The organism is Nocardiopsis sp. NRRL B-16309 (genome assembly GCF_001279585.1).
Lineage (GTDB): Bacteria > Actinomycetota > Actinomycetes > Streptosporangiales > Streptosporangiaceae > Nocardiopsis.
Map to the genome: position 1 here is coordinate 398439 of NZ_LGEC01000114.1, position 26595 is coordinate 425033.

At 68.7% G+C, this 26595-nt stretch carries 33 protein-coding genes and 1 other RNA gene; 17 read left to right on the forward strand and 17 right to left on the reverse strand.

Annotated elements, in window-relative coordinates; genetic code table 11:
* Positions 1–9: 9 nt before the first annotated feature.
* Positions 10–888 (reverse strand): hypothetical protein, encoded by an 879-nt coding sequence (locus ADL05_RS26440; protein ID WP_053619725.1) that lies wholly within the window; start codon positions 886–888, stop codon positions 10–12.
* Between the two features lie 181 nt (positions 889–1069).
* Here ADL05_RS26440 and ADL05_RS26445 point away from each other — a divergent pair, with 181 nt between their 5' ends.
* Positions 1070–1969, forward strand: coding sequence for a macrolide 2'-phosphotransferase (locus ADL05_RS26445; RefSeq protein WP_053619726.1), 900 nt, complete (start codon positions 1070–1072; stop codon positions 1967–1969).
* A 498-nt stretch (positions 1970–2467) separates the two neighbouring features.
* Here ADL05_RS26445 and ADL05_RS32335 read toward each other — a convergent pair whose 3' ends face one another.
* A complete protein-coding gene (locus ADL05_RS32335) occupies positions 2468–3481 on the reverse strand; it encodes an HNH endonuclease (protein ID WP_053619727.1) in 1014 nt (337 codons plus the stop codon).
* Between the two features lie 363 nt (positions 3482–3844).
* Here ADL05_RS32335 and ADL05_RS30880 point away from each other — a divergent pair, with 363 nt between their 5' ends.
* On the forward strand, positions 3845–4444 hold the full coding sequence (locus ADL05_RS30880) for a hypothetical protein (protein WP_156366057.1): 600 nt from the start codon (positions 3845–3847) through the stop codon (positions 4442–4444).
* Positions 4445–5313: 869 nt separating this feature from the next.
* On the opposite strand, the gene ADL05_RS26455 is transcribed toward ADL05_RS30880, so the two are convergent.
* The 3 genes from ADL05_RS26455 to ADL05_RS26465 form a co-directional block, all read right to left on the reverse strand.
* Entirely contained in the window at positions 5314–5742 is a 429-nt protein-coding gene (locus ADL05_RS26455; RefSeq protein WP_053619728.1) for an NUDIX hydrolase, read from the reverse strand.
* Positions 5732–6457, reverse strand: a complete 726-nt coding sequence (locus ADL05_RS26460) for a GntR family transcriptional regulator (RefSeq protein WP_053619729.1) — start codon at positions 6455–6457, stop codon at positions 5732–5734. The genes ADL05_RS26455 and ADL05_RS26460 overlap by 11 nt, the downstream gene beginning before the upstream one ends.
* A 466-nt stretch (positions 6458–6923) precedes the next feature.
* On the reverse strand, positions 6924–7106 hold the full coding sequence (locus tag ADL05_RS26465) for a hypothetical protein (RefSeq protein WP_053619730.1): 183 nt from the start codon (positions 7104–7106) through the stop codon (positions 6924–6926).
* Positions 7107–7233: 127 nt separating this feature from the next.
* Between ADL05_RS26465 and ADL05_RS26470 the strand changes: the two genes are divergently transcribed.
* The 12 genes from ADL05_RS26470 to ADL05_RS26520 all read left to right on the forward strand — a co-directional run bounded on the left by ADL05_RS26470 (position 7234) and on the right by ADL05_RS26520 (position 15450).
* The gene (locus ADL05_RS26470) at positions 7234–7692 is read left to right on the forward strand and encodes a hypothetical protein (RefSeq protein WP_053619731.1); all 459 of its coding nucleotides are present in this window, start codon (positions 7234–7236) and stop codon (positions 7690–7692) included.
* 142 nt (positions 7693–7834) lie between these two features.
* On the forward strand, positions 7835–8227 hold the full coding sequence (locus tag ADL05_RS26475) for a hypothetical protein (protein ID WP_053619732.1): 393 nt from the start codon (positions 7835–7837) through the stop codon (positions 8225–8227).
* Positions 8228–8304: 77 nt separating this feature from the next.
* Positions 8305–8559 carry a hypothetical protein gene (locus ADL05_RS26480; RefSeq protein WP_053619733.1) on the forward strand — a complete coding sequence of 85 codons (255 nt, stop codon included), beginning with the start codon at positions 8305–8307 and terminating at the stop codon, positions 8557–8559.
* 11 nt (positions 8560–8570) lie between these two features.
* Entirely contained in the window at positions 8571–9083 is a 513-nt protein-coding gene (locus tag ADL05_RS26485; protein WP_053619734.1) for a hypothetical protein, read from the forward strand.
* 36 nt (positions 9084–9119) lie between these two features.
* Complete coding sequence (locus tag ADL05_RS31360) at positions 9120–9281, forward strand: hypothetical protein (protein WP_197285935.1); 162 nt, start codon at positions 9120–9122, stop codon at positions 9279–9281.
* Positions 9282–9411: 130 nt separating this feature from the next.
* Entirely contained in the window at positions 9412–9657 is a 246-nt protein-coding gene (locus ADL05_RS26490; protein WP_053619735.1) for a hypothetical protein, read from the forward strand.
* Positions 9654–9851, forward strand: coding sequence for a hypothetical protein (locus tag ADL05_RS26495; protein ID WP_053619736.1), 198 nt, complete (start codon positions 9654–9656; stop codon positions 9849–9851). Before ADL05_RS26490 ends, ADL05_RS26495 begins: the two co-directional genes overlap by 4 nt.
* Entirely contained in the window at positions 9848–11119 is a 1272-nt protein-coding gene (locus ADL05_RS26500; RefSeq protein WP_053619737.1) for a winged helix-turn-helix domain-containing protein, read from the forward strand. Before ADL05_RS26495 ends, ADL05_RS26500 begins: the two co-directional genes overlap by 4 nt.
* Positions 11120–11418: 299 nt before the next feature.
* The gene (locus tag ADL05_RS26505; RefSeq protein ID WP_053619738.1) at positions 11419–13422 is read left to right on the forward strand and encodes an FtsK/SpoIIIE domain-containing protein; all 2004 of its coding nucleotides are present in this window, start codon (positions 11419–11421) and stop codon (positions 13420–13422) included.
* A 248-nt stretch (positions 13423–13670) separates the two neighbouring features.
* Complete coding sequence (locus tag ADL05_RS26510; protein WP_053619739.1) at positions 13671–13874, forward strand: hypothetical protein; 204 nt, start codon at positions 13671–13673, stop codon at positions 13872–13874.
* Positions 13875–13955: 81 nt separating this feature from the next.
* Complete coding sequence (locus tag ADL05_RS26515; protein WP_053619740.1) at positions 13956–15143, forward strand: helix-turn-helix transcriptional regulator; 1188 nt, start codon at positions 13956–13958, stop codon at positions 15141–15143.
* A gap of 73 nt (positions 15144–15216) precedes the next feature.
* Positions 15217–15450 carry a hypothetical protein gene (locus ADL05_RS26520; protein WP_156366058.1) on the forward strand — a complete coding sequence of 78 codons (234 nt, stop codon included), beginning with the start codon at positions 15217–15219 and terminating at the stop codon, positions 15448–15450.
* Between the two features lie 417 nt (positions 15451–15867).
* Here the strand turns inward: ADL05_RS26520 and ADL05_RS30885 are convergent, their stop codons facing one another.
* From ADL05_RS30885 to ADL05_RS26545, 7 genes are all read right to left on the reverse strand, one after another.
* Positions 15868–16050, reverse strand: a complete 183-nt coding sequence (locus ADL05_RS30885) for a hypothetical protein (protein ID WP_156366059.1) — start codon at positions 16048–16050, stop codon at positions 15868–15870.
* On the reverse strand, positions 16037–16666 hold the full coding sequence (locus tag ADL05_RS26525) for a helix-turn-helix transcriptional regulator (RefSeq protein ID WP_197285936.1): 630 nt from the start codon (positions 16664–16666) through the stop codon (positions 16037–16039). Before ADL05_RS26525 ends, ADL05_RS30885 begins: the two co-directional genes overlap by 14 nt.
* A gap of 122 nt (positions 16667–16788) precedes the next feature.
* Positions 16789–17523, reverse strand: coding sequence for a hypothetical protein (locus ADL05_RS26530; protein WP_053619743.1), 735 nt, complete (start codon positions 17521–17523; stop codon positions 16789–16791).
* 9 nt (positions 17524–17532) lie between these two features.
* Positions 17533–17826, reverse strand: coding sequence for a hypothetical protein (locus ADL05_RS26535; protein WP_053619744.1), 294 nt, complete (start codon positions 17824–17826; stop codon positions 17533–17535).
* 236 nt (positions 17827–18062) lie between these two features.
* Positions 18063–19478 (reverse strand): phage/plasmid primase, P4 family, encoded by a 1416-nt coding sequence (locus ADL05_RS26540; protein ID WP_053619745.1) that lies wholly within the window; start codon positions 19476–19478, stop codon positions 18063–18065.
* On the reverse strand, positions 19411–19956 hold the full coding sequence (locus tag ADL05_RS31365) for a DUF2742 domain-containing protein (RefSeq protein ID WP_197285937.1): 546 nt from the start codon (positions 19954–19956) through the stop codon (positions 19411–19413). The genes ADL05_RS26540 and ADL05_RS31365 overlap by 68 nt, the downstream gene beginning before the upstream one ends.
* A gap of 361 nt (positions 19957–20317) precedes the next feature.
* Positions 20318–20518 carry an AlpA family transcriptional regulator gene (locus ADL05_RS26545; RefSeq protein WP_053619746.1) on the reverse strand — a complete coding sequence of 67 codons (201 nt, stop codon included), beginning with the start codon at positions 20516–20518 and terminating at the stop codon, positions 20318–20320.
* A 137-nt stretch (positions 20519–20655) separates the two neighbouring features.
* Between ADL05_RS26545 and ADL05_RS26550 the strand changes: the two genes are divergently transcribed.
* Complete coding sequence (locus tag ADL05_RS26550) at positions 20656–21216, forward strand: helix-turn-helix domain-containing protein (RefSeq protein ID WP_156366060.1); 561 nt, start codon at positions 20656–20658, stop codon at positions 21214–21216.
* A gap of 61 nt (positions 21217–21277) precedes the next feature.
* Positions 21278–22303, forward strand: coding sequence for a site-specific integrase (locus ADL05_RS26555; protein ID WP_197285938.1), 1026 nt, complete (start codon positions 21278–21280; stop codon positions 22301–22303).
* Positions 22304–22364: 61 nt separating this feature from the next.
* Here the strand turns inward: ADL05_RS26555 and rnpB are convergent.
* The 4 genes from rnpB to ADL05_RS26570 all read right to left on the reverse strand — a co-directional run bounded on the left by rnpB (position 22365) and on the right by ADL05_RS26570 (position 25133).
* Positions 22365–22747, reverse strand: an RNA gene (rnpB, locus tag ADL05_RS26695) — RNase P RNA component class A.
* Between the two features lie 35 nt (positions 22748–22782).
* Positions 22783–23421 (reverse strand): histidine phosphatase family protein, encoded by a 639-nt coding sequence (locus ADL05_RS26560; RefSeq protein WP_053619749.1) that lies wholly within the window; start codon positions 23419–23421, stop codon positions 22783–22785.
* Positions 23418–24179 (reverse strand): zinc ribbon domain-containing protein, encoded by a 762-nt coding sequence (locus tag ADL05_RS26565; RefSeq protein ID WP_053619750.1) that lies wholly within the window; start codon positions 24177–24179, stop codon positions 23418–23420. Before ADL05_RS26565 ends, ADL05_RS26560 begins: the two co-directional genes overlap by 4 nt.
* 90 nt (positions 24180–24269) lie before the next feature.
* Positions 24270–25133: a Nif3-like dinuclear metal center hexameric protein gene (locus ADL05_RS26570; protein WP_053619751.1), complete on the reverse strand. Its 864-nt coding sequence runs from the start codon at positions 25131–25133 to the stop codon at positions 24270–24272.
* Between the two features lie 234 nt (positions 25134–25367).
* Here ADL05_RS26570 and ADL05_RS26575 point away from each other — a divergent pair, with 234 nt between their 5' ends.
* A complete protein-coding gene (locus ADL05_RS26575) occupies positions 25368–26231 on the forward strand; it encodes a deoxyribonuclease IV (RefSeq protein WP_053619752.1) in 864 nt (287 codons plus the stop codon).
* 55 nt (positions 26232–26286) lie between these two features.
* Here the strand turns inward: ADL05_RS26575 and ADL05_RS26580 are convergent, their stop codons facing one another.
* Positions 26287–26532 (reverse strand): hypothetical protein, encoded by a 246-nt coding sequence (locus ADL05_RS26580; protein ID WP_053619753.1) that lies wholly within the window; start codon positions 26530–26532, stop codon positions 26287–26289.
* Positions 26533–26595: the final 63 nt, after the last annotated feature.

The window sequence follows — 26595 nt, forward strand, 5'->3', positions numbered from 1 at the left end:
GCACCGGGATCACCCACCCGGAACGCGGTGAGCGGGCCGCCAGGCGGACTCCGGTTGCTCGGCCGCGCGCCCCTCGTCCCGGAAGAGCCGCGTCACGGCCGCCCGCACCGCCGGGTCACGGGCGCGCTCCACGAACGCCTCGGGCGTGGTCCCGCACAGACCGCGGAGCGCGGCCGACTCGGCCAGCAGGGCGCGGATCAGCGTCGCCTGGTCGGTCAGCCTCCTCGGTCGGCCGGCCTCGTCCACCAGGCGGCCATGCCTGCCGACGTAGACGAAGCAGGACCGCAGCCGGACGCCGGACGCGAGCGTGACGGAGTGCCGGTCCACGGGCAGGAGCCGCCGCCGGTAGTTGGGCTCGGTGGCGTCCAGCGCCGCCAGCTCGGTGCCGTCCGGCCACAGGACGAACAGGCGGCTCCGCCCCGGGAGGGCGACGGGGGTCGCCGGGACGTAGCCGGGCCGGCTCACGTGCGCGGACACGCCCGCGGTGATGCCGTCCACGTCCGCCGACGTCATGGGCAGGACCGCTGCCAGTGACCGGGCGCGGAGCTTGCGGCGCATCTGGGCGGGCGCGGCGTTCGAGCCCACCGCCAGCACCGGGTACCGGTCCGCCATGGGGGCGCGTCCCAGACGTGCCAGCAGAGCGGCCGCGGTCGTCCGCTCCCCCGCGCCCTCCACACACCAGTCGGCGACGGGATCGCCGTCGTCAGGCCCGCTCGGGGGCCCGCTGACCGGGGGCTCGCCGTGCGGGGGCTCACCGTGCGGGGGCCGCATCGGGAGCCAGGCGTCGTCCAGGAGGACACCCGAGGCTTCGGGGACCGTGCCCGGGTACGTCAGGGGCCGCGCCGCGGGGTCGTCTCGGAACGGTTCGACCGCCTCGCCGCCACGCACCGGATCGCCTCCCCAGGCTGTGCCGTCGGCCTGCCACGGCCAACGCTACGCCGCAGACCATGACAAGGCACCATCATCAGGCCCTGTGATCATGGACGAGGCGATGTACCACGCCGGCAAGCGACACGGCTGGGGAGGGGCAGCGCTGGAAGTGGTGCGGCGCGGGTGAGAGCTTGGCTCCATGAGCACGATCGATGACGTCATCGCCCTGGCCGCCGCCCACGGCCCGCGCCTGTCCGCGCAGGACGCCACAGTGAACGAGGCGGGCCTGGACTACCTCGTAGTCATGGCCTCCGACACGACCGGCCGGAGGTGGGTGCTACGCGTACCGCGCCGCACCGACGTCTCCGAGGGCATGGCCGCCGAGAAGCGCATCCTCGACCTGGTCGCCCCCGTCCTGGCCGAGGACGGCGTCGCGGTCCCCGACTGGCGGATCCGCTCCCCCGAGCTGATCGCCTATCCGGCCCTGCCCGGTACCCCGGGCCTGACCCTGACCGACGCCGGGGAGCCCGCATGGCACATGGACCCCGCCAGCCCCGACTACGCGGAGCGTCTGGGGCGCCTTCTGGCCCGGCTGCACTCCATCACCCCGGAGCAGGCCGAGGCCGCGGGCGTCGAGGTCCGCACCCCCGCCCGGGTACGCCAGGCGTGGCGGGACGACGTCGCCCGTGTGAGCGAGGCCTTCACCGTCCTCCCCGCCCTGGCCGAGGCCTGGCAGGCCTGGCTCGAGGACGACACCTGCTGGCCCGAGCGGACCGTGATGACCCACGGCGAGATCTACCCCGCGCACCTGCTGTTCGACGAGCAGGGCACGATCACCGGAGTCCTGGACTGGACCACCGCCCGCGTGGACGACCCCGCCCGTGACCTGTCCGCCCAGTACGGCGCCGCGGGCGACGAGATGCTGCAGGCGACCCTCGCCGCGTACGAGCGGGCGGGCGGACATGTCCGTCCCGGTCTGGCGGCCCAGGCGAAGCACCTGTGGGACGCCTCCCCGATCGGATACGCCCTGTACGCGCTGACCACCGGAGGCGAGACCGAGCTTGCCACCGCGGCGGCGATGCTGAACCCCGGGACCTGATGCCGCGCACAGCCCGCCGACGGCGCACCTCACCGGGGCCGGAACACGCGCCGTCGTCGTCACCGCAGCCCGCACGGCAGGCGGAGGACGGGACGGTCGATCCCCTCCTGCTCGGGACCTGCCTCAGACCGCGGGGCAGATCCTTCCGCCCGAAGCCCTGGTTCCGCCGCTGACGGCGTCGCCTTCCGGTGCCCGGAGCACGAGGAACTGGGAAGCGGGCCGATCGGCCTGCTGCTTGGCGCTCCCAGCTGATCCGTCATCCGGAACAGAACCGGAACACGGCCGACTCTCACTCGCTACGGCGCAGGTCACAGGGGTGTGAGGGAGGGAGTCGGCCGGTAAGCCGGATTCCACCACGCCGGTCCCCCTGACCTCGAACGATACCCACAGAAGCCGCGCCACCTGCGATGACAGGTCTCGCGGCTTCTCGCTGTTCCTCGGTGCTGCCCGCGCCGTTCCGGAACACAGCCGGAACAAGCGCCCCGGCCTCCCGACAGATCAGCCCACGGTAAGACCGGTGCCCGTCCCGCTCTGCTCCTCCACCAGCTTCCGCAGCTGTTCCGGGGTGAGCCAGTGCTTGCTGCGGTGAATCATCCTGTGGCAGTTCGAGCACAGCAGCGCCAGGTCGGCCACGCGCGTCTCGCTCTCACCGACGTGGTGCAGGGGAACGACGTGGTGGCACTCGATGTACCCCGCACCGTGCGGACCGTAGAACCGCCCGAAGTCGAACGCGCACACCTCGCAAGCGATCGGCAGCCCCTTGCGGCGCACCTGGGCTAGCTTCGCCTTCTTGAGCTTCGGGTTGCGCTCACGAACCTTGTGCGCCCGGAGGAGGAGACCTCCCTCCACCGCGCTGACCTCCTCGGTCTCTTCTGAGTCGTCAACCGGGAGCAGTTCCTCAAACTCCCCCGCCAGCGCTCGGATACGGGCCGCGGCCGCCATCATCCTCTCTGGCTTCTCCCAGAAGGCGAGAACGACCTCGGTGTCCAGCTTGCCGCCCTTGGTCTTCGCCCCCTCGTAGGCGGGACAGCGGGTGGCCAAGTCGGTGGTCTTGCGGGAGACGCTGTTGACCCCGCGGAACGCCTCGGACCTGACGTTCTGCGGGTGCAGGGGAAGCCCACGGAGGAAGGAGGACAGCTCGGCCACTCCTGGGTCTCCAGGACGGAGTTCCTTCCAACCGTTGCCCACCACCAGTGCGCAGGCAAGGATGATCTCGTCCCGCTTCCACGGAGGATCACGAACGAACCGGACCTCGAAGCCCAGGTCACGGAGAAGGTGTCCGACGTGTTGGTCACCGCCGGAGAACTCAGAGGACTTCAGGGGACGGCCAGACACGAACTTGTGAGCGACTCCGGCGATCGCCTTGGAGTCATAGGTTCGGCCCTCGTACTCCAGTAAGTACGATCTGGCCTCCTTGAAGCCGTAGCGCCGAAGGAAGGCGTCCTTGCCAAGGGTGTCGTACTCCTGGATCGCTTGAAGGACAGCGGATCGGGTGATGTCAGACAGGCTCATGCGAGAAGCGTAGGCAACCCTGCCGACATCCGAACGCCCGTCGCTCCACAGCGCTCGAGACCTCAAAGCAGGAAGCACGCCCGATGCAACCCTTCACCTACAGGCGTGGAAGTGAATCAGGGGAGTCGCCTACCTGGGGTTCTCAGCCCGAACAGCCGGTGAACTGAGCCTTCGTCCACTCACCGGTTCTCGCCGTTTCCCGGCCCCGCCCAGTCCTGTGTGCGCTCTAGGAGGTGAGATGCTCTCGTGCTGTTGCATGTCCTGGAATTCTACAAGACACTTAGCTAGAATTTTTTGGATAGGATCTGTGCCCAAAAATAATCCAGAATATTTACTTGGGAGTGATGATTCATGGAGCCAGCCGTGGCCACTGCCCTGATTGCAGGCTTGGCGTCCCTTTTTGGCGGGATACTGGGGGCTACATCAACAATCCTCATCGAGTCCATAAGGTTGCGTGGACAAAGGAAGTTGGAAAGCGAAGCGAGGAAGATCCAAGAAAAAGAAAAGATTGATGACATGATTTCGGTGCGCCTGTCGAAGCTTCATTCTCTGTGCTTCGCCTTCATTGAAAAAATATACAGACTCTCAGCGGAGTCAAAAAGTGGTAGCGCACACAGGGCTAGCGTTGCACTAGATGATGCCAGGGCTGCCTATTTTTCTGCGCTGACGGCTGCCGAGGAGCTGCGCGGCGCTAGCTCAAGCGGGGCTCTGCGCAGGGCAATTGAGCGACTGGTTGTGCAATTGGATCTAATGGGCAAAGCTATGATTTCTGGAGAGCTGGAGATCGAAGATTCGGAAAGGAGTTTGAGGATGTCACTCGTGGCTTGCACACTATCATTTAATCCAACGATCAAGAGGAGCGAGGAGGAAGAGGCGTACGGTCGCTCGCTCATGCATCTAAAGGAAACGCGCGAAGGGATAGCAAGACAGGCGTCCGAAGAGAGGAGTGGGCGCGCAGATTAGAATTTCGCTGATCGTCTAATTTCCTTGCTCTGCTTGTAGTTCTCCGATCCCGGCCCCGGCCTGATTCGTCTGGAATCCCGCTCTCGGTCCTGCTTCCGGTGATCGGTTCATGCCCCCTTGGCTGGTCCTGGACTGTCGTAGCCCCTGGTTCGCTTCTCTCTTGTGAACGAACGCAGTGCCCGCTCCTCTTGGGCTCGGCGGGGCGCGCTGGGGGCGCGCCGCGCGGAACGCTGGCGGCTGGCGCCCCTGGGCACGCCTACCGCCGGACACCCGTCCGGGTGTCCCGCAACTGCGCCTGTGCGCACTCCTGCTTGTCCGCGTACTCCAACACGCTCGCGCCCACTCCTCTCCGAGGAAACCCCTCCCGGGTCGCGATACCCCCGCACCACCCCGGCCCCGGCCTGCCCCGCGCCCCTTCCCTGCGCACACCCGCCGCCCCGACACCACCGATCGCCCCCAACCCCCGCAGCTTCCCGGGTACCGGCCGAATCCCCTTGGTTCGTCTGTCCGCGCCTCCCCTTCTTTCACCCCTCCTCCCCGCCTCTGAACCTGCCGCTGAGGTGGGGAGCAGACTTTGGGCGGTGTCCTGTCCGGGGTGGGCTGAGCCATCGCCAGGGGGCCATTACGCTTGCTCCGCCAATGGTGAGGGGGCTTGCCCCCTCACCCCGTCTTCACCCCTCCGGCCCCCTGGCGGTGGTTCAGGAGGGACCCGCTCCGGAGAGGTGCCTAAAGTCTGAGCACCACCGACCCCACCAGGACCTTCCCGCACCGCAGGTGCGGGCTTGAAGACGTAAGGAAACTTCTCATCACCGCGCCTCCGGGCATGAAGAAACCCGGAAGACTCGAAGGTCCTCCGGGCTCCCCTTGGCTCACACCAGGTTCGTACCGTCATGGCATCGGATGAATGGACCGTCATCCCGCAGAGCGTCCAAGACACGAATCAGCCTCGCTTCCGGCATTCGTTCACGAGCCTCCTCGACGCTGATCCAACGAGCGATCCTCGCCTCATCCGAAGACTGAGGTTCTCCGGATTCGACCGTGCACGCGATGGCCATGCTGACCACGCCGAGTGGCATGTTCTTGTAGACCCCGATGAGGTGTCCCGGCTTCACCTTCACCCCGGTCTCCTCGAAGACCTCGCGCACGACACCATCCCGCGGGTCCTCGTGGAGCTCCAACACGCCCCCCCCCCGCGGAACCCAACGGCCGTCGTCGTCACGCTGGATCGCGAGAACCTGACCGCTGTCGTTGAAGACCACGTCCGTCACGCTGACGGAGTGACGGGGCTCAGTGCTCATCCTGGTTCTCCTCCCACTCGTACACGAGAGACCAAGCGTAGGCATCCAGAACGTTCACGGTCGCCTCGACCAACGTTCCTTCCGCATCGATCGCGGTTCGCGTCACCACGATGACCGGAAGCCCTCCATCGACGCCAAGGAAATCCGCTTCCTCCTGAAGGGGTCGGCGAATCGTGATCTCCTCGCTGAACCGAACCGGCCTGTGGCCTCGCTCCGCAAGTCGCCCGTACATCTGCGTGGGGCCGACGTCCGGGAACGCGATGTCGATGCTCCCCGCGACGGTCATGGGGATGTGGGAGGTCGCAAACTGCACCGGACGGCCAGACGCACTCATGTGACGCTGACGAACGAGGACCTGGTCCCCTTCCGTCAACCCGAGGTGCGCTGTGATCTCGGCTGATGTTGGCTCTACCTCGCACTTCACGAGACTCGCACTCGGCTCCAGCCCGAGCTTCTCCATCTCCTGGGCGAAGGTGCTGCCTGCGCTCTTGCCCCGATCGAACGGGATTCGCCGGACACGCTGGGCTCGTCTCCACGAGCTGACGAACGTTCCCTTGCCCTGACGTCCATAGATGTCGCCAGACGTCTTGAGCGCCTGGATCGCGCTCTTGATGACGGTGGAAGAGACCCCGTACTCAGTGGCGATCTCCGCGAAGGAGGGCAGCTTGTCCCCCGGCGTCAGCTCTCCGCGCTGGATCTTCGCGCGGAGCCGCATGGGGCACGCCTCGATCACGAAGACCTTCGATACCTACGGGCACCTGTTCCCGGAGCACGAGGAACTGGGACGCGGAGCGATCGGCCTGCTGCTGCACTCCGCACGCTGAACGGCCGGAGCAGACGAGGAGCGAACACGGCCGACTCTCGCTCGCTGCACCGCAGGTCACAGGGGTGTGAGGGGAGGGAGTCGGCCGGTAAGCCGGATAACGACGGTACACCCTCTCCCACCTGCGCAGATACCAACCGCATAGCGGTTGACCTGCGCTTTCGCATTCCTGCTTAGACCCGGCTTGACCGGGCAAGTCTGGGGTTCATCCGGGATGGTTCCGGGACGGGCGTGACGGCCGACCGCTCCTCTCGGAAGGCGCGCGGCCGATGCCCGACCACTCCCCCACACCTGACACAGAACGGCCCCGGTTCGGTGGTGCGTCCACCGGCCGGGGCCGTTGTGCTCTGTGGGGGTTCTACTTCTCTGCGGGCTCAGGCCGCTCGGGCATCTTCGCGCCGGCCTCTCCGACGTACCAGCGGGCGAACGACCGGATGACCTTGGACCGGTCTAGCTCCCGGTCCACCCTCTTGGCCGCTCTGTCGAGTTCTTCCCAGAGCTCGTCGGACATCACGATGCGTCGGGCTTTCGTGGGTGCCATGGCATGGCCTTCCTATGGGTGCTGTGTGCGCTCAGAAAGATCATCGCATATGCCTCTTGCCTATGTACATAGCATGTGTCTACTATGGCCATAGGCAGTCAAGCACAGCCCCGGAAGGAACCCCCGAATGAAGCTCTTCGCCCAGGTCACCCGCATCGTCCGCGACGTCGCCCAAGCCCCGCAGGTCGCCCGACAGCTCCGACAGCTCCGCACCGAGCAGGCCACCCCGCCGGCCCCCGCTCGCAAGGTGGTCGAGGTCGAGGTGGACCCGAACAACGTCCCGGACGTCGCCGACATCGAGGCCGCGGCTCGCAAGTTCGAGCAGGCCCGCACCGAGGCGAACGCCGCCGCCCGCCTCAAGCGTCAGGCAGACCGCATCCTCAAGCGCACCCCGTCCGGTGTCCACGGGACGGTAACCGTCGAGCGGGTCGAGTCGTCCCGCCAGACCGCTGACCTCGACACCATCCGCGCGCTGTTCGCCGCTCACGGTCTCGGTGACGTCCCGATGAAGACGTGTGCCCCCTCGATCGTCGTCACGCTCGCAGACGAGCGGGCCGACGCCCCCGCCTTCCTCGTCGCCGCCTGACGCCCTCGTGAGCCGCTACCGGGCGCCCGCCGCCTGACCCGCCTGCGGCCGTCAACGCGACGGACGCAAACCTGACCGGCGACCCGCCCCCGCCGTACAGCCACCGCAGTACCCAGCAACACCCGCAGCACTGGAGGGGAACATGACCGCGATCATCGACACCGAGCCCACCACCGCGCCGGCCACCGTCAACTGGCTGACCATCACCAACGACCACGGCACCCACACCGTCGCGTTCCTCGGGGCCGTCAACGGCATCGCCGTGATGTTGAGCTTCGAGCCCGACACCAACCCGCGCATGCTCGGTTCGTTCGGTGTCGTCCGCGACCTCAACTGTGGCCGCTTGGTCATGATCGCCGGAGTCGACCACCGAGACGTCGACCCGGACGTGATGCGCGCCGTGGCCGCCCGCAACCAGGCGAACTACCTCACCGCCGCTGAGGTGGAGATGGGTGCGCGCGGCATGTACTGCCCCACCTGCGGGACCGTCCTGGACTCGGGCGTGTGCGAGTACGCCGACGTCCACCTCTTCTGACAAGCCCTCGGGCAACCGTGGCGACATGACCACGGTTACCCACCCCCGACCCGCACACCCACACGGAAGGAACCCGAATGGCAACCACCAGCGCCCACGTCCGCGGCCTCACCCCCGACGACATCAGCGTCCTGCGCGACTACCCGGACGACACGGCGCCGTTCCTGCTCAACGTCGCGGACGTGTTGATCGACGTCCGCCCCGGCTCCTTCAACCCCGACACGGCGGTTCTCATCGCCGCGTTGGAGCGCCTGGCCGAACTCGCCCTTGAGGTCGCGTCGGAGATCCGCACCGGCCAGCCCACCACCGACACCCGCACCAACAACTCCTGAGGAGGCACCCCATGCGCTACCCGAAGCCTTACGCCCGCATCGTCCGCTTCAAGCGGGTCGGTCTGCACACCGACGTCCCCGACCTCGTCGCCCAGGTCCGCACCCACGACGACGGCCGCGGCCCCTACATCACCCGTGACCTTCACATGCTGATCGGCGACCACGTCCGCCCGCTCCTCGCCCACGACGGCGACGTGACCGTGGACGCCCACCCCGACCGGCCGCACGGGTTCGTGTACGGCCGCGGCCTGACCGGCAAGGGTCCGGTGCTCGCCGAGTTCTCGGTGCACCTGGACACGGAGGAGCTGCCGCAGCGCGGTGTGGACCACGACGAGGTGCGCGACATCGCCCGCATGATCCTGCCCGCCACCAGGCAGGGCGTGACGATCCGGGCGTGCCGTACCGGGGCCGTGGTGCGCGTTGACGGCGGCTTCACCGAGCGGGTCCGTGACGTCCTGATCGGCGCCGGATACACCGCCCACATCGTCGACAACGTCGTGCTCGTCGCCGTCCCCGAGTCCTAACCACCCAACCGCAGCACCAACGAGAAGGAGCACCCGATGGACAAGAAGACCGCTGAGAAGAACTTGCAGGCCGCCCGCGAGCGTCTGGCGAAGAACTCCGACCGCACCGAGACCGACGCCTACCTGAAGGCAAACCGCGCCGTGGTCGACGCGGAAAAGGACGCGAAGAGCGCCGGCGTCCCGTGGTGGAAGCGGTAGCGGAACAGCAGCGGGGTCCCACCTGACCGGCAAGTCCGGCGGGACCCCTTCACCCCACATCCGGCGGTCCCGGGCTCGACGTACCAAAGCCCGCCCGGGACCGCCCTCACACGAAGGGATCACCTCAATCATGAGGCACAAGCAGATCAACGCGTTCCTCGCGGTCCTGGTCGCACTTCTGGCCGCTGGTATCGCCATCGACGAGGGCACCAACCCGCTTCTCCTCGCGATCTTCGCCGCTGCCTGCGGATTCACGGCCCTGGTCGCCGCGGACAGCTACCGGAAGAACCGGTCCAAGATCCGTCGCCGCATCACCCGTCTCACCGCGCCGACCGTGGCCGGACGCCGGTCCCGCCGGAAGGGAGCGCGCAAGTGAGCTCCGCTGACCTGATCCGCCGCCACGGGTTCGCCGTGGTCCTGGTGGTGCTCCTCGTCGGCCTCTCCATTGCGCTCCTGAGGGTGGTCGCCCTGCCGCTGGCCGGTGTCGCCGTGCTCCTCGATGGCGCCGCGAACAAGGCCGCGACGTCCCAGTTCCTCACCGACCTCGCCGACGAAGGGGGCACCCGATGAGCGAGAGCACCGACCCGCAGGTTCAGCGGATCCGCGACGCCGTCCGGGTCGCCGAAGGCATCCAGGAGATCGACGGCCGGGACCTGCTCGCCAGCGCTGACACCAACCCGGCACCGGCCGTGTCCGGGCTGCGGGAACGCCTGGCTACCCGTCGCCAGCGGGCCTCCCTGCGGTACCGGCACCGTGCCGCACACCGCGCCGAACGCGCCGACGACTTCGACCAGGCCATGGACGAACGAGGACACCGGGAGCTGCGGAAGCGGCAGTTGGCGACGTCGCCGGCGCGCAAGGCCGCGAACCTCGCCCGCATCCAGACCGCCGTCATCCTGGTCGCGGTGCCGGTCATCATCGCCCTCGGGGCGGCGTCCACCACCGCTGTGCACGCGTTCATGGTCAAGTACGCGTCTGCGTCCGCTGCGGTGGCGTGGGGCGTCGAACCCGCGGTCATCGCCCTGGTGTCCGGGGTCATCGTTGTGCGGGCGCTCATGCTCCGCAACGGGGCCGTACTGCCGCCGCTGGTCACCTGGATCGAACGCCTCGCCTTGGGCACGTCGGTGCTGATGTGCCTGCTCGGGTCCGGGTGGGGTGCGATCGTCGCCCCTCTCGGTGTCGCCCTGGTCGCCATCACCGTTGAGCGGATCATCGCTGGGATCGCTGACGCTGACGTCGGTGACCTGCCCGAGGTGGCACCGACCCGGAAGGGCACCCACGTTGTGGGTACCCCTCAGCGCCCGTCAGCGCGCCGCTGGGAGCGTCTGGGAGACGGCCGCCGTAGGCGTGTGGGCGGGCCCCGGTTCGAGGGGTGGGTGCCGCCCCCGGACAACCCGCTCGTGCTGCCGATCGTGGCCACCGACGACGGCGGCGACCAGGGGGTGACAGACGGCCCCGACGACGACCCTGAACCGGCGTGGGTGGGCGAGATCGAGGCGTTCGCGAACCGCCCCGAGCCTCCCGACAGCGGGATCGGGGCACGCACGGAGGGCCCGTCTGACACCCCCACGGGGGACGCGACAGGTGCCGCGTCTGTCACCGGGGGTGACAAAGGGACCGACCTGCCCACCAACGTCTCCGACGACGGAGGTGAGGCCACCGAGCGGGTCGTGTCCGCAGCCGAAGCGAAGCGCATCGAGGGCGAGGAGAACCGGCGCCGCATCAGTGACTACCTCGTGCGTCACCCCGGGGCTTCCGCGACGGAGATCGCCGAAGCGGTCGGGCTGACCGAGCGCACGGTGAAGCGCCACAGGAAGACCCTGCGCGGGGAGGGGTGACAGACGATGCCGCGACTACCGAAGCGGCTACCTCAGGAGCTGCGTAAGGCCGCTGAGAAGGCGCGCGAGGACGGGTGGACCGTGGCCGCTGGCCGTAAGGGACACATGGTGTGGACGGCCCCGTGCGGGCGCCGGTTGCAGACGTCCGGGACACCCTCGGATCCCCGCACGACGAAGAACGAGCTCGCGCGGCTACGTCGCGCCGGCCTCAACGACCGCTGACCACCAGTAGCAGAGCGGCCCGCCCCGACTTTCCAGGGACCGGGCGGGCCGCCACCCCAAAGAGAGGCACCACCACCATGCCCGAACGCATCCCGGACGACGCACCCCGCCTGGTCAACATCGGAGGCGAGGTCATCCACTTCCCGACCCGCACCACCAACCCGGACAGCGCCCCGCCCCTGCGCACACGCGATGTGCCCGGGACCGACCTTGAGCCGCACATAGAGGACGCCGAACTCGTCGACGACCAGGAGGACCAGGGCGCGGGCGCCCCGTCCGACGAGGTGGCCGTCCTGCCCCGGCTCAAGCCCAACGTGCTCGTGCCCACCAGCGTTCGTAAGGCCGGTGACCTCGCCAAGCGCCCCGACCTGGTCGCCCTCGCCATCCTCAAGCACGAGGTCGTGTACGGCACGGTCGGTACCGCCCGGGGCGCTGGCGCGGTGTGGCGTTGGATGACGGCCGCTGAGCTCGACCAGCACTTGGCCACGAACCCGAAGCTGGTGCTGGACACCCGCCGGGTCCGCCGCAACATCACCCTCGTGACCAGCGGGACCCTCGTCGGCGGGGGTATCGCGGCGTGGTTCCTCGTCGGCCCCGGCGCGGTTCTGCTGCCGGTGCTCCTGGTCCTGACCGTGGCCGGGGTGTTCGAGCGTCGCCGCCTCACCACGGCGGGTGCGGACGCCGGTCACGCCGCACTGGGACCGGCCCCCTCGGGCAAGGAGGTGAAGAAGGTGTTCGTGTCCGCGAAGCTCGCCCGTAGGGTCGATGACCTGCGCATCATCGGTCCGGTCACCCGCACCGGCAACGCGTGGGAGTCCACGGTCGAGCTCCCGCCCGGGACGACGTACAAGGCCGCTGCGAAGCGCCGTGGGGAGTTGGCCGGCGCGATCGGTGTCGATGAAGTGCAGGTGGCGATGGACCCCGTGAAGGGGCACGCCGGACGGGTCAAGCTGTGGGTGGCCGATGAGGACCCGATGCAGGGTGACCGGGTCGTGAACCCGCTGGTGCGCAGCGAGGGTCCGGTGAACTTCTGGCGTGACAAGCTGTTCGCCGGCCGGGACCCGCGCGGGCGCGCGGTCGAGACGAAGATGGTCGAGCGGTCGTACATGATCGGGGGCGAACCGGGCGGCGGTAAGTCCGTGGCCAGCAACAACGTGCTCGCCTGGTTCTTCCTCGACCCGCGGGTGAAGGTGTACCTCGCTGACGGCAAGTTCGGGTTCGACCTCATGGTGTGGGAGTCGATGGCGGCCGGGGTGCTGACCAGCAAGGACCCTGACGACATGCTCGACTTCCTCGGTGGGGTACGCGTCGAGATGGACCGCCGGTACGGGCTTCTGCGCAAGCTCGGGGTCCCGAAGGTCACCGAGGACATCGCGGAGCGGCACAACCTCCACCCCATCGTGGTGCACATCGACGAGGTCCAGTACTGGTCAGCAGGCGGGGACAAGAAGTCGAACGAGCGGTTCATGGTGATGCTCGCGGACATCGTCGGGCGGGGCCGTGCGGCCGGGATCATCACGGGTGTGATCACGCAGCGGCCCGCGGCTGAGGTGGTGCCGACCAGGTTGAGGGACATCCTGTCGATCCGGTGGGCGCTGCGGTGCACGACGCCGGCCGCTTCGGACACGATCCTCGGTTCGGGGTGGGCGGGCCGCGGCTACTCGGCTGCCCTGTTCGAGCCGGACCAGCGGGGCGCCGGCTACCTGCTCGCTGAGGGGTCGACCCCGGTTCAGACGCGGGCGGCGTTCATCGATCCGGACCGGGGCGAGTTGCAGGAGTTGGCGGACCGGGCGTATGAGCTGCGCAGGGAGGCGGGGACGCTTCCGGCGACGGCGGACCGGCCCGAGGTGCGGTTGTTGACGGCGATCCTGGACGCGATGGTGCACCCGAAGGGGGTGCACACCGCGGACCTGTTGGGGGGCCTGGCTGCCGTGTCCGACGAGTACGCGGGGTGGGACGCGGACCGGTTGGCGGCTGCGGTGAAGCCTGCCGGACTGTTCCCGGGACAGCTCAACTTGGACGGCTCGAACCGGAACGGGTACCGGCGGGAGCGTGTGCAGGACGCGTTGGACCGGGTCTAGAAGGGGGTCTGAGGGGGGTCTACGGATAGGCCCTGAGGGTCTATCAAATAGACCCTCCCTCTACCCCTGTAGGCCCTCTGTGACCTGCGATGTAGACCCGCTAGGACCCGTAGCGCGGGTGGCAGTGAACGGCCCTCAGGCACGTCCTGGGGGCCGTTCACGTGCGCCTGGTCGCACGGTCAAGCTCTGATCAGTTCAGTGGCGCACAGGCACCAGGGCGCGCACCCTGGGAGTAGGAGGTCACCACCATGAAAAGCGAGCACGACAAGCTCTATGAGCTACGCCAGAAGGTCAGGAAGTCCGTTCGCGAGCAGGTAAGCGGTGAGGCAGCAGACAAGGTGTTGCGTGAGGCAGCCGTGCAAGAAGAGACAGGTGCCATCGCGCGCGACATACAAGACCAAGCCAACCAGGACTTGGCCAACGAGGAGAAGCCCGAAGGCGACAAGGAGTAGGGGGTTCTCATGGCGTACTGACGCCAGCGAGGGCCCCGCCATACGCTGATGGTGCGACCCGATCAGCAAGGCGGAGCCCTCATGCCAAAGCCTACCCCCGCAGTACCGGCGTCCTTCGGTGAAACCGTCCGCGCCACCCTCTCCGACCACGGTCTCAGCGTCCGTGAACTCGCCCGCCGCACCCGGTTCGATCACGCCTACCTGTCCCGTGTCCTCGCCGGGAAGCAACGTCCCTCACCCGCGCTCGCGGACGCTGTCGACCAGGCGCTCAATGCTGGTGGGAACCTCGTGGCCCTGGTCGACGCGCCACCTCCGTCCGACGACCTGGCAGAGACCGGCGACGTCTTGGAGTTCATGCGGCGCGCGGAAACCTCAGAGCTCGGGGCGGGCACCCTCGACGTCCTCGGGGGCGCCGTAGACCAACTCTGCCGCGACTACCCGACCGCCCCGGGGCCGGTCCTGCGGGACCGCTCCAAGAAGCTCATGGGGCACGCCCTGGGGCTGTTGGAGCGTCGTACCACCCTCGCCGAACACCGGGAGCTCCTCGTCCACGTCGGGTGGCTGTCCGCGCTCCTGGGGTGCGTGCACTTCGACGTCGGTGACCGGCTTGCCGCGGAGACCGCCCGCAAGATGGCGCACCAGTTGGGCGAGCAGGCCGGGCACGGAGAGATCGTTGCGTGGGCGTATGAGATCACCGCGTGGTTCGCGTTGTCCGAGGGCCGGTACCAGGCGGTGGTGGCCGCTGCTGAGGCCGGGCGCGCGCACGCTGGGGTGTCCAGCGGCGGTGTGCAGCTCCTCGTTCAGCAGGCCAAGGCTGCGGCGAAGTTGGGTGACGACCAGGCGCACCGGCTGCTCGGTGAGGCCGGGAAGATGCTCGCCCAGTTGCCGACCACCGACCAGCCCGAGCACCACTTCGTGTTCGACCCGGACAAGCTCACCAGCCATGGGGCGACGGCGTACACCTGGTTGGGGTGGGACGAGGCCGCGGGCGAGTACGCGTCGGAGATGGCGGACCGGTACCAGCGCGAGTACCGGCCGATGCGGTTGGCGACGGCCCGCCTGAATCTGGGCATCCTCGCGGCGCGTCGGGGCGCGTTGGACGAGGCTGTGTCGCTGGGGGAAGCGGCGTTCGAGTCCGAACGCCGGTCTGGTGCGTTGACGTCTTGGGCGCGCGGCCTGCTCTCGGAGTTGGAGAGCCGATACGAGGGTGAGCGCCTGGTGGTGGACTACCGGGAGCGGCTGGCGTTGGAGGCGGGCGGGGACCGGTGACTGTGGTGACGGATCGGGTTGTCACCACTGGTCGTACTCGTGTCACCGGCCGCGGGCGCTGATGCTCGACGCCATGGACACCACCACGAAGCAGGATCAACAGGAGCTCGAACGGCTCCGGTCGAAGTTCGGAAACGAGTATTCGGTGTGGCGGTCTGTTGAGGGCCGCTACTGGATCGCGACGGCCCGGGACAAACGGGTCTGCTCTGAGCCGACGTTGATGGAGGAAAGCGCCGCGGCGTTGGAGGAGAAGCTGCGTGCGCCGGGGGATCGTGTCGCGGTCCCGTTCCAGCGGGAGGCGCTGTGACCCTCGAAGAACTCACACGGCTGACTGCGCCTCGACGAGCCGAGCGTCCCGTGCGCTTGGTCGATGGCGGGCCGTTGCCTCGACGTAGGCCGGATGCAACCGAGCTGTACGACGAGTTGTCCGAGGTGCTGCGGATGCGGCCCCGGCACGCAGGGGAGGCCTACGAAGCATTGCGGGATGCGGACCGGCTACTGAGTGAGCTCGATCGGCTCTTGCGCGAAGGTGCGAAGCTTCCGGAACCGTGGCGCCAGGAGAACAGTGCGGACCGTTCGGCGTGACCCTCTCGTGAGACGTCCAGCGGCATTTCCGCAGGTCAGAAGGTAGACCAATCCAGGCGTTCGGAGTGGTCTACCTTCGCCGTGCGCTATGTCCGGTTATCGACCGTTTCTGACCTCCGGTAAACGCGCTTATCGGAGGTCAGGATTCATCGGAAGCGTCCGGCTCCTCGCGCGGCCCGAGCAAGTCGACGGCGAACATCTCCATCTCCCGGTAGTTCCGCGGCTTGGCACGGCCGGCGCGCACCTTGCGCTCGTGCTCCTGGCGCTGGAACTCGCGCACCTTCTCCAAGATCTCCGCACGGGTGCGGTTACCGGTTGGCATGGTCGATGCTCCATTCAGCCCAGCGGATTCGTTGAAGGTCGAGGGGGTGTTCGGCTTCCCGTAGCCACGAGCGGGCCGCCTTGGCGCCGTGTTCGAGCCGGTCTGCCAGTGCGTTGGCCCGATCCATGCGCACGATGGCGGCGTCCATCGCTTCGGCGTCGTTGACGAACGATGCGGTGACCTCGGGCCAAGAGGCTGTGATCACTCCCAACCACGCGGAGGACATCGCCGCAGCGGCGCGGTAGACCCGGGCACGTCGGAGTTCAGCGGCCCTGAGCGCGTTGCGTAGGCGTCTGGCGTGGCGACGGCGCCCCGCTGGGGTGTCGGGGCGTAGCGAGGCGCCCGCAGCCTCTCTGAGGACCGCACACAGCGGCTCAGGGGCCTTGTGATCCAACCCGTAGGCGATCGCCTCCAACACGACCGGACGCGGCCTGCGCTCCCCCGACTCCAACCGCCTGACGGTCGACCGGGCGAGCGCGGACCGTTCGGCCAGGGCCCGTGTGGACAGGCCGCGGTCGGTGCGCATGTCCCGCAGTGCCTTGCCGAGTGTGGACGCCAGACGCTCGCGCTCGTCATCGCCGGGGACTGCCTCAGCGAAGTTCGCCCGGTCGTTCACAACATGGGCGCCTAACGCGCGCACGTGCGCGGGAGTGCTGGTGTGTTCTCGCGCGAGAACCATCGTCTGCCCCCTGGATGTTCGGCGGGCCGCCCCGGATCTCGGAGCGGCCCGTGGTGGTTCTAGGCGGCATCGTCGGGGCCTTCGATGGCATCGACGGTCAGGCCGGCCAACTGGTCAGCCATGCGGACGGCGAGGGCGCCGCCCAGGCTCCCCCTGTGCTGCTCGACGGTCGAGCGCATGGCCTTGAACGACTCCCGTGCCCCGGGGTCGAGGGAATCGGCTTCCAGGCGCGCCCGCAGGAGCGTCCGGGCGTCCCCGCTGACGTGCTCGACCAACTTCTCGTCGAGGCTGCGCATGAGCGGGGAGAAGTCGGGAGCGGTGCCCCCCAGGGGCGACACCGGCCCGTTCTGCGCACTGATCCAGGCGGGCAGCTCCGCACGCAGGGCGTGGACCGTGTCGGCGTCGGCCGCGCCCTTGATGACGCTGGTGACGGAGTGCCCGGCTTCGAGGAGTCGTCGGCTGCGCTCCCATGCGCGGCCCTGGCGCTGTTCCGTCAGGAGGGCGCTGGTGGGGTCGTCCGACGGGGCCAGGGCGCCACGGGCGTAGGCGCGGACGGTGTCCAGCGCCAGAGTGAACTCAGCCTCCAACTGGTCCATACGGGCATCGGCACGGGCGCGCGCCGCGGCGCGCTGTTCCTTGCGGCGGGTGTCGAGCCCTTCGGCGGTGAGGTGGTGGGCGTCGGGGATGGGCTGGTCCGCAGCGGCGAAGTAGTCCCTGCGGACCGCGGGCAGCTCCTCGTTGCGGATCTTGCGGATGCGGCTGAGGGCGGAGTGTGCGCCGTAGACGTTGAACATGCTGTGCTCCTAGAGGTTGCGGTAGTCGGTGTAGCGGCGAGTCGGCTCCATGGCGTCCTGCGAGTCGCCGGCGCCGTGCACGGTGGTCTCGCCCGCCATGGCAGCCGCGCGGGCGGTGTAGTCGCTGGGGGGCGTGGCGTCGTCGTCGACGGTGTAGCCCTTGCGGCCGAAGTAGGCCAGGAGCCGCGAGTCGTCAGCGACATAGGCGACGCCGTCCACGAACCAGGTGTGCGGCTCGTCGCCGAACGGGTTGAACGCGCCGTGGGCGTGGGCTCCGGCGGGTGCGGTGATCTTCTTCGTCATCAGTGGGTCCTCTCGTATGCGGGTGGTTGGTGGTCAGGGTTGGAGGGAGGTGCGCGGGTCGGTGTCATATGGCTTGCCTGTCTCTCGTAAGTTCGCTGGTCAGAGGTGTTCAGGGAGGGTTGGGGAGGGTCCGCGCGTTAGTTCTCTAGGAACGGGTTTTCTGTAATCACGTGACTACGGAAAACCTCGTCATGGTGGATATTGCTGGGACCCTCCCCAACCCTCCCTTTCGCAGGTCAGCGGCTTTCGGTCCACATCAGCCCAAGCCCCTTGAAGACCATCGCGCCGTTGCTCTTCCGCTTGTCGAACCCCCGCTGTTCAAGGGCGAGTGAGAACGCGGTCTGAGTGCCCGGGTCGATGCCCTCGGACGTGCACCACTTCATCCACGTGCTGTAGAGCTGAGTCGAGTTCACCGATGCCGTCGATACCGTCGTGCACGTGTCGTCGATGAACCGCCCGAGGACGTCGGACTCCGCCTTGTAGCTCGCGGTCGCCGCGGTGACAGCTTCGGGTTCAGCGAGCCCGTGTTCCCGCCAGTCCTGGTACCCCCGCACCAGCCACGCGAGGATGCCGTCAGCCTCAAGCCGCAGCCGCCCCGGGAGTTCGCCGTCCCGCTCCTCCTTGGGAATCACGACGTCGAAGGGGACGAGTCGCAGACGGCGCCAGATTCCCTCATCGGTGCCCCTGACGATCGGCCGGTAGTTCGATGCCAGGACGAACGTGTGCGAGGGGTCGAACTCCCAGAAGTCCTCGCGCATCCGGCGTGCCGAAATCGGATCACCACCGGTCAGCCGCTTCACCGTGCCCTCAGCGAGCCGCCGCCCCTCGTCGAACTCCTGGACGATCGCGAGCCGCGCCCCGAACAGGCTCGCGCTGGACGTGGGGTGGAACCCTCCCGACCGTTCGGCCAGGAGTTCGGGGTCCGGAGTGATGGCGTAGTCACCGAGGACATGGTCGATGGAGTTCGTCAACGTCCCCTTGCCGTTGGCGCCGACCCCGTAGAACACCGCCAACACGTGCTCCTGGACTTCCCCGAGCAGGGCGTAGCCGAAGTACCGCTGGATGAACGCGCGCGTCTTCGGGTCGGGCTGGATGCGTTGGAGGAACTTGGTGAACTCCGGAGCCTCTGCGTCAGGGTCGTAGGCCGCGGCGCACACCTTCGTAAGGTGGTTGCTCTGCTCATGCGGCATGAACTCGCTACTGCGGAGATCGAGGGTGCCGTTCGAGCAGTTCAGCAGCCACGGGTCCGCGTCGAACTCGCTCGGGTCCAACGCCACGGGCTCCTCAGTTCCGGCGAGGGTGAGGATGCCGCTGACGCCCCGAGAGGATTCGAGACGCTTCGCAGCGTTGATGGCCTTCTTCCGATCAGCTTCGTCAGCGTCGAGTTCCGCAGCCCAGTCCAGAGCGCCGCGAGCGATGGCCTTGGCCATGCGCTGTGCCTTGCCCGTCGTGTCCGGGGCCCACCGTGCTCCGTCCCAGATCATCCACTTGCGCCACACCGGGACGTGCCGGAGTTGGCTACCGAACGCGGCGACCAGGCGACGGGCGTGTCCGAGCTCGGTGTACGGTTCGGCCGGCTCCGGGTCAAACTGCGGCGGCCTGCTTGGATCGCGTCGTGTCATCGGCGATCGCCCCGTCTCGAACATGTCCATCGGTGTCCTCGTCATCCCCCCATGGCGTTCCGGTCTCCCACTCGACCGGGCCGCCCTTGTACCCGTGCGCCAGGTCGGCGCTGTAGCTGGTCTTCGCCCGGTGCTCCCGGACATTGGTGCGGTGAAGCTGATCCGCGACCATGTCCTTGCGTTCGGCGTGCACTGCTGCCCAGTACTCGTCTTCGGAGCGACGCCGGTTGTACGCCTCCTGGGCGACGTCGAAGGCGAGGTCATCGCCCTCGCGTGCCCACGTTTCGGCTGCTCGGACTGCCGCTGCGGCCTTCCTGGGGTCGTTGTCGGGGAGTTCGCACCACGCCCGGCTTCCGAACAGGGGGATGTCGCCCCGCGCCTTGCCGCGGTCGATAAGGGTCTGTGACCAGGACTGCCGGTATCGCTGCTCAGGTGTGACCCGAGGTGTGGCAGGTCCGCGCTGCCATCGGGTTGCCGCCCACTGGGAGGCGTCTTGTCCGGGGGTCACTGGTGGTCCCCCTTGAACTGGCGAGCGACCACTAGCCACACCTTCCGGCCGCACCCGGAACGTCGAACTCCGGACACGTCGGGCGTGTAGGCGAATCCGAGGTGGTGGCCTCCGCACCGAGGGCACCGATAGGACACAGCCCAGCGGCGCCGGCGCGCGCACGGGGCGAGCAGCGACGCGAACGCAGTGGGGACCCTGTCGAGGGTCGCCTGTCCGTGCTCGGGCGGGTCGGTTAGGCTGTGAGCGGCTTCCTGAGGTTCCATCTGATCCCCTGGGGTGTCCTGGCCGGTCTGCCAACCGGTCTTCGCGGCCCGTTCCTGTTGGCGCAGGGGCGGGCCGCTGTCGTTGTTGTGTGTGCGAGTCATGCGGCAGCTCCGCTCTGCTCGCGCTCCTTCATCCACGCGAGGACGGTTGCCAGCTCGTAGCGGATGCGGCCGGAACGACCGGGGGACGTCTTGATGTACTTCGGCCCGCGCCCCTCGTACCGCCACATGCTGAGGGTCTTGACCGTGTAGCCCGTCATCTCTGCTACCTGCGTCGGAGTCAGATACCTGGTGTTCATCTCCCACCTTCCAAAGTTGCACTGTTTAAGTGCAACTCCGCTTGACACGAGTGCATGTATGAACGAAGCTAGCACATAACCACAGACGCTGCCAGACAGCAAAGGAGGTCACCGGATTGCTCGTTACAGTGGCTCCCATGGCGACTCGAAAGACTAAATTCCATGGCGGAAGCACTAAGACCGTGGCGCGGAACGTCCGCCGATTCAGGGAAGCCCAGGGGCTTTCGGCCGCCAAGCTCTCGGCTCGCACGGCTGAGCTGGGCTACGAGATCCCCCGGGAAGGGGTTCAGAAGATCGAGGCTGCGGCCGATGGCCGCCCCGGAGCTCGGCACATCAACGCAGACGAACTTGTAGTCCTGGCCCTCGCCTTGAACACCACACCAGTCGCTCTACTGCTGGGAACCTCGGACCGCGCGAACGACACCGTTGAGATCACCGGCGTCGGCGAGACCACGGCTGACCAGGCATGGGCATGGGCGACCGGAGACGCCCCGGCGCTCCCACGCGACCCGCAGGAAGCGCCTGGCGAGCAGCACACCAGGCACACCCTGTACCAGGCCTACGGGCGGCCCTGGTGGCTGCCCGAGCGCCGCCACGAGGACCGTCTTCGCCGCGCAATCGAGAAGCACTACAAGGACCGCGGACAGTTCGACGAGTTCGCCGATGAGGAGATGCCCCCTGATGGCCCGAGTACGTGACATGTGGAAGAACCGCGACGGGTCGAAGTCCAGTAGGCACGGCACCGGGAAGCGATGGTGCGTGATCTGGTACGACCCGTCCGGCAACGAGAAAAATCAGTCGTTCGACCGCAAACCCCCTGCTGAGCAGTGGGCTGCCAAGGTCGAGGCTGACATGATGCGCGGCGCCTACGTGGACCCGTCGCGCGGCAAGATGACCCTGTCCGAGTACGTCGACACGAAGTGGAAGCCTGCCCAACACCACCTGGTCGACAACACGGTCGAGACCTACGACCGGCACTGGCGGAACCGGATTCAGCCCAGGTTCGGCGACCGGCCGGTTGGGAGCCTCACCCGCGGCGACATGAAGACGTTCGTCTCGGAGGTCAAGGGCACCGTGAGCGCGTCGACCCTGCACACGGCGTTCGCGACGCTGCGCATCATCATGCAGGCCGCGGTAGACGACGAGATCATCGTGGCGAACCCGTGCACGCGGGTGAAGCTCCCACAGATCGAGGACCGCGAGTTGGTCATGTTCTCGGCCGACCAGGTGCTCGCGCTCGCGGACGCGATTCAGCCCCGCTACCGGATCGCTGTGGTGTTGGCGGCCGGTGCGGGGCTGCGTCAGGGCGAGTGTCTGGGACTGGTCGAGAAGCGGGTCGAGTTCTTGAAGCGGCGCCTGGTCGTGCGTCAGCAGATGCAGAACGGCGAACTGGTCGACGTGAAGACGAAGGCCGGCCGCCGGGTGGTGCCGCTGGATGACGGAATCCTCGCGGCCCTCACGGAGCACGTCCGGGACTACCCGCCGCGGGCCGATGGGGTCCTCATCACCAACGCTGACCGGTCAGCGGTTCGACGGAACCGATTCGGGGACGTGTGGCGGGCCGCGGTGAAGAAGGCGGGGATGCCGAAGGGCACTCGCTTCCACGATTTGAGGCACTTCTATGCCTCAGCCCAGATCGCGGCGCAGGTGAACCCGAAGGCCATCCAGGTTCGTATGGGGCACGCCTCGATCACGGAGACGTTCGACACCTACGGGCACCTGTTGCCAGACCATGAGGACCTCGGTCGCGGCGCGATGGACCGGGCTCTGAACCTGGTCGCGTAGGAACCCATCCGGGATAGATCCGGGATATGGGCCTCTCACAACTGCATATGTGCAGGTGAGGGGAGGGAGTCGGCCGGTAAGCCGGATTCTGTCGGTCCCATCGGGACCGGACGGCCATCCATCTGGGGCCGCCGTTGCCGACGACCTCGGTGCGGTCTACCCGCGGACTCGGGCGGGCCGCCCTCGAACATCCGCGCGGGAGCCCGGAGGCTCCCTTTTTGACCTTGCTCCGGGTGGGGTTTACCTAGCCGACCGGATCACTCCGGCCGCTGGTGGTCTCTTACACCACCGTTTCACCCTTACCACCGCGAGCGGTGGCGGTCTGTTTTCTGTGGCACTGTCCCGCGGGTCGCCCCGGGTCGGTGTTACCGACCACCCTGCCCTGTGGAGTCCGGACTTTCCTCGAACCCGTCTGCACGGATCCGCGACCGTCTGGCCGACTCCCCCTCGCCCCGCATTCTATGCCCGTTCACGCGGGCTCAGGCCAGGTGCGCGGTGTCGTTGAGCGAGCGCACGACCATGGGACCGTCGGCGTAGCAGTCCACCTCTGTCAGGCACGCCGTGTCCAGGTGCATCCGGTACAGCGCCGACAGCGGCGCCAGCATCGCCTGCTGCACCACGACCTTGATGGGGGTCACGTGGCTGACGACCAGGACGGTGCGGCCCCGGTGGCGTTCGACCAGGGCCTCACGCGCGGCCCCCACCCGGGCGGCGACCGCCGCGAAGCTCTCGCCCCCCGGCGGTCCCGTGCCGGTGTCGGCCAGCCACCGGTCAACGTCGTCCGGGGCCAGCTCGCGCGCCTCGGCGAAGGTCATGCCCTCCCAGTCACCGAAGTCGGTCTCCACGAAGCCCTCGTCGACCTCCACCGGCAGCCCGAGCACCTCGGCGGCGTGCGCGGCGGTGTCCCTGGCCCGCGCCAGCGGCGAGGACACCACCGCGTCGATCGGCCACGACGCCAGGCGGTGCGCCACCGCGGCCGCCTGGGCGTGTCCGGCGTCGGTGAGCGGGATGTCGCCCCGGCCGGCGAAGCGCCGTTCCACCGACATCGGGGTCTGACCGTGTCTGAGCAGGACGAGTCGGGTCGGCGCCTCGTCCGGGGCGCCCCACCCCGAACTCACTGTTCGGCCTGGCCGCCCAGCCCCGACTCCGCGGTGCGCACGAGGATGCGGCGGCAGTCCTCGCAGCGCACGACCTCGTCGGCGGGGGTGGCCCGGATGTCGTTGAGTTCCACGGTGCTCAGGGAGAGCTTGCAGCCGCCGCAGCGCCCGTAGCGCAGGGGCGCGGCCGCCACGCCGTCGTACTGGGCGCGCAGCTTGTCGTAGAGCGCCAGCAGATCGGCGGGGATCTCCGCGGCCACGCGCTCGCGGTCCCGGACCATGGTGTCGCGGTCCATCGCGATGCCCGCCGCCGCGGTGTCGCGGCGGGCGGTCACCTCGGTGTACTTCGCGACCGTCTCCTCGCGCTCGGCGGTCAGGCGGCCGACCCGCTCGTTCAGCTCCTCGGCGCGCTCCATGACCTCCAGCACCACCTCTTCCAGCTCGGCCTGGCGGCGGGCGAGCGAGGCGATCTCCGACTGCAGGTTCTGCAGTTCCTTGGAGTTGGTGATCTGGCCCGACTCCAGGCGCTTGGCGTCGCGGTCGGCCCGGCTGCGGACCTGGTCGACGTCGCGCTCGGCCTTGCGCTGCTCCCGCTCGATGTCGGAGACCTTCGTCTGCGCGGTCACCAGCTCGCTGTCGATCTGCTCCACGCGCTCCTTGAGCGCGGCCGCCTCGGCCGTCTCGGGCAGCGTACGGGCCCGGTGCTCCACGCGCTGGAGTCCGGTGTCCAGCTCCTGGAGGTCGAGCAGTCTGGCCTGTGCCTCGGGTTCGGCTTTCACGTATGGCTCCTGAAGTGGCTGGGAAAGGCAGTGACGCCGCCCGCGCCGGTCGCTGTGCAGTTGGGGGCCGCCCTGGTCGGGGCGTGGTGGTCAGACGTGCGTGAACGCCCGTGACCAGGCATCCGTCACCGTCGTCGACACGCGGGTCTCCACGTTAGCCCCATTTGGGCCACCGGCGCGCCCGAGGGCCCCCACCAGGTGGTCCGCCCCGTCCTGGAGCCAGGGCCACTCGCTGGCGAAGTGGGGGGTGTCGATGAGGGCCGGGGCGCCGGGGAGCGCCACGAACTCCGTCGCCGGGTGGTGGCGCAGGTCGGAGGTGACGAACACGTCCGCCCCGGCGGTCCGCGCGGCGTCGAGCAGGGAGTCGCCCGCTCCCCCCGAGACCGCCACGGTGCTCACCGTGCGGTCCAGGTCCCCGGCCGCGCGGATCCCGGCCGGGGTGTCGGGCAGGCCGTCGCGGACCCGCGCGGCGAAGTCCCCGAGCGTCATGGGCTCGTCCAGGGTGCCCACGCGCCCGATCCCGCGGCGGCCCTCGGGGTCGGTGGAGTCCGGGTCGAGCGGCCGCAGCGGACCGGTGAGCCCCACCGCCCGGGCCAGTGCGTCGGACACTCCGGGCGCGGCGGTGTCGGCGTTGGTGTGCGCGGTGTACAGGGCGACGCCCGCGCGGATGAGACGGTGCACGACACGGCCCTTCGGGGTGTGGGCGGCCACGCTCGTCACCCCGCGCAGCATGAGCGGGTGGTGCGTGATGATGAGGTCGGCGCCCCAGTCGAGTGCCTCGTCGACGACGGCCTCGACCGGGTCGACGGCGAACAGGACGCGACCCACGCCCTGGGCGGGATCGCCGCAGACCAGACCGACCGCGTCCCAGGAGGCGGCCCACCGCGGAGGGTAGACCTCCTCGAAGGCTGCGGTGACGTCGGACAGGCTGGGGTGCGGGTTCGCGGTGCTCACGGCCCTGAGACTAGAGCATGCCCCGCGCACTCGACGTCCTCGCCGTGGCCGAGGAGGACGACACCGAGCGGATGGCGGCCCTCGCTCCGGAGCGGCGTCCCTTTGCGCCGACCACACGCTCGGGCGCTCGCTCGACCCCAGTTTCGGACCCGCCGTCACCCGTCGCCCCGACCCGCCGACGCGCGGCCGGTCGGGCGCGCGTCGCGCGTCGGGCCCTCTAGGCTGGACCGCGCTATGAACGAGAAGAAGAAGGAACGACCCAGGTCCCCGGTCGGAGCGCACGTCCCGGTCGCGGGCGGCATGGCCACCAAGGGACTGGCCTACACCGAGGAGATCGGCGCCGAGACGGTGCAGGTCTTCGTGTCCAACCCGCGCGGGTGGGCCACCAAGGAGGGCGACCCCGACCAGGACGCCCGCATGCGCGAACGCACGGACCTGCCGCTGTTCGTGCACTCGGCCTACCTCATCAACCTGGGCGCCCCCAACGAGGAGACGGCGGAGAAGTCCCTGCAGTCGCTGGAGCACGCCCTGGTACGCGGCGGCGAGATCAACGCGCGCGGTGTGGTCGTGCACACCGGGTCGGCGGTCTCCGGCGGCCGCGAGGCCGGGCTGGAGCGGATGCGCGATCGGCTGCTGCCCCTGGTGAAGCGGCTGGGCACGGACGTTCCGCCCGTCCTGCTGGAGCCGATGGCGGGCCAGGGCCAGGTGCTGTGCGCGACCGTCGACGACCTCGTCCCCTACCTGGAGGCCCTGGACTGGCACTCGAACGTGGGCGTGTGCCTGGACACCGCGCACCTGTTCGCGGCCGGACACGACATCTCCACCGTCGAGGGCATGCGCGAGACGCTGGACGCGTTCGGCGAGAAGGTGGGTGCCGACCGGCTGCACCTGATCCACGCCAACGACTCCAAGTTCCCGTGCGACAGCAAGAAGGACCGGCACGAGAACATCGGCAAGGGCTGTATCGGCGCCGAGCCGTTCGGCGAGCTGTTCCGGCACCCGGTCTCCGCCGGAGTGCCGATCGTCCTGGAGACGCCGGGACCCGAGGGTCCGCACGGGGAGGACGTGGCCACGCTCAAGGAGCTGCGCGGGGACTGACGTCCCGCTCGGGGCGACTCGACGTGCCCGGAAAGGGGCGGCCCGGGCCCGGCCCCTACCGGCCCGGCTCCCCGCCGGGGTCGTCGGGATGGTCGGCGGTGGCGCCCGCCGTCCCGTCGCCCCCGGCGGCGCCGCGCGCCCAGGCCCGCGCCTCGTCCAGGTCCGGAAAGAGCGCGGTCTGCAGTTGCACGCTCTCGGTGCCGGGGTGGGACTCGGGCGTGCGCCCGATGTAGCGCTCCGACATCGCCCGGACGACCTCCATGAGCTCCAGACGGAACTCCGCGGCCTCCTCCGCCGTCATCCGCAGGAGGGCGCGGGAGTCACCCGCGGCCGAATCCTTGTCGCTCGCCCGTGATCACACCGC

Bases quoted from the DNA above. Each gene is read 5' to 3' on its own strand.
- ADL05_RS26460 (WP_053619729.1), bottom strand. From the start codon at position 6,457: ATGCGGCTCCGCGCGAAGATCCAGCGCGGAGAGCTGACGCCGGGGGAC.
- ADL05_RS26475 (WP_053619732.1), top strand. From the start codon at position 7,835: ATGACCGCGATCATCGACACCGAGCCCACCACCGCGCCGGCCACCGTC.
- ADL05_RS26515 (WP_053619740.1), top strand. From the start codon at position 13,956: ATGCCAAAGCCTACCCCCGCAGTACCGGCGTCCTTCGGTGAAACCGTC.
- ADL05_RS26575 (WP_053619752.1), top strand. From the start codon at position 25,368: ATGAACGAGAAGAAGAAGGAACGACCCAGGTCCCCGGTCGGAGCGCAC.
- ADL05_RS26540 (WP_053619745.1), bottom strand. From the start codon at position 19,478: ATGGACATGTTCGAGACGGGGCGATCGCCGATGACACGACGCGATCCA.
- ADL05_RS26550 (WP_156366060.1), top strand. From the start codon at position 20,656: ATGGCGACTCGAAAGACTAAATTCCATGGCGGAAGCACTAAGACCGTG.
- ADL05_RS30885 (WP_156366059.1), bottom strand. From the start codon at position 16,050: ATGCCAACCGGTAACCGCACCCGTGCGGAGATCTTGGAGAAGGTGCGC.
- ADL05_RS26510 (WP_053619739.1), top strand. From the start codon at position 13,671: ATGAAAAGCGAGCACGACAAGCTCTATGAGCTACGCCAGAAGGTCAGG.
- ADL05_RS26455 (WP_053619728.1), bottom strand. From the start codon at position 5,742: ATGAGCACTGAGCCCCGTCACTCCGTCAGCGTGACGGACGTGGTCTTC.
- ADL05_RS26505 (WP_053619738.1), top strand. From the start codon at position 11,419: ATGCCCGAACGCATCCCGGACGACGCACCCCGCCTGGTCAACATCGGA.
- ADL05_RS26445 (WP_053619726.1), top strand. From the start codon at position 1,070: ATGAGCACGATCGATGACGTCATCGCCCTGGCCGCCGCCCACGGCCCG.
- ADL05_RS26535 (WP_053619744.1), bottom strand. From the start codon at position 17,826: ATGACGAAGAAGATCACCGCACCCGCCGGAGCCCACGCCCACGGCGCG.
- ADL05_RS26465 (WP_053619730.1), bottom strand. From the start codon at position 7,106: ATGGCACCCACGAAAGCCCGACGCATCGTGATGTCCGACGAGCTCTGG.
- ADL05_RS26490 (WP_053619735.1), top strand. From the start codon at position 9,412: ATGAGGCACAAGCAGATCAACGCGTTCCTCGCGGTCCTGGTCGCACTT.
- ADL05_RS26530 (WP_053619743.1), bottom strand. From the start codon at position 17,523: ATGTTCAACGTCTACGGCGCACACTCCGCCCTCAGCCGCATCCGCAAG.
- ADL05_RS32335 (WP_053619727.1), bottom strand. From the start codon at position 3,481: ATGAGCCTGTCTGACATCACCCGATCCGCTGTCCTTCAAGCGATCCAG.
- ADL05_RS31360 (WP_197285935.1), top strand. From the start codon at position 9,120: ATGGACAAGAAGACCGCTGAGAAGAACTTGCAGGCCGCCCGCGAGCGT.
- ADL05_RS26480 (WP_053619733.1), top strand. From the start codon at position 8,305: ATGGCAACCACCAGCGCCCACGTCCGCGGCCTCACCCCCGACGACATC.
- ADL05_RS26500 (WP_053619737.1), top strand. From the start codon at position 9,848: ATGAGCGAGAGCACCGACCCGCAGGTTCAGCGGATCCGCGACGCCGTC.
- ADL05_RS26545 (WP_053619746.1), bottom strand. From the start codon at position 20,518: ATGAACACCAGGTATCTGACTCCGACGCAGGTAGCAGAGATGACGGGC.
- ADL05_RS26485 (WP_053619734.1), top strand. From the start codon at position 8,571: ATGCGCTACCCGAAGCCTTACGCCCGCATCGTCCGCTTCAAGCGGGTC.
- ADL05_RS26470 (WP_053619731.1), top strand. From the start codon at position 7,234: ATGAAGCTCTTCGCCCAGGTCACCCGCATCGTCCGCGACGTCGCCCAA.
- ADL05_RS26520 (WP_156366058.1), top strand. From the start codon at position 15,217: ATGGACACCACCACGAAGCAGGATCAACAGGAGCTCGAACGGCTCCGG.
- ADL05_RS26580 (WP_053619753.1), bottom strand. From the start codon at position 26,532: ATGACGGCGGAGGAGGCCGCGGAGTTCCGTCTGGAGCTCATGGAGGTC.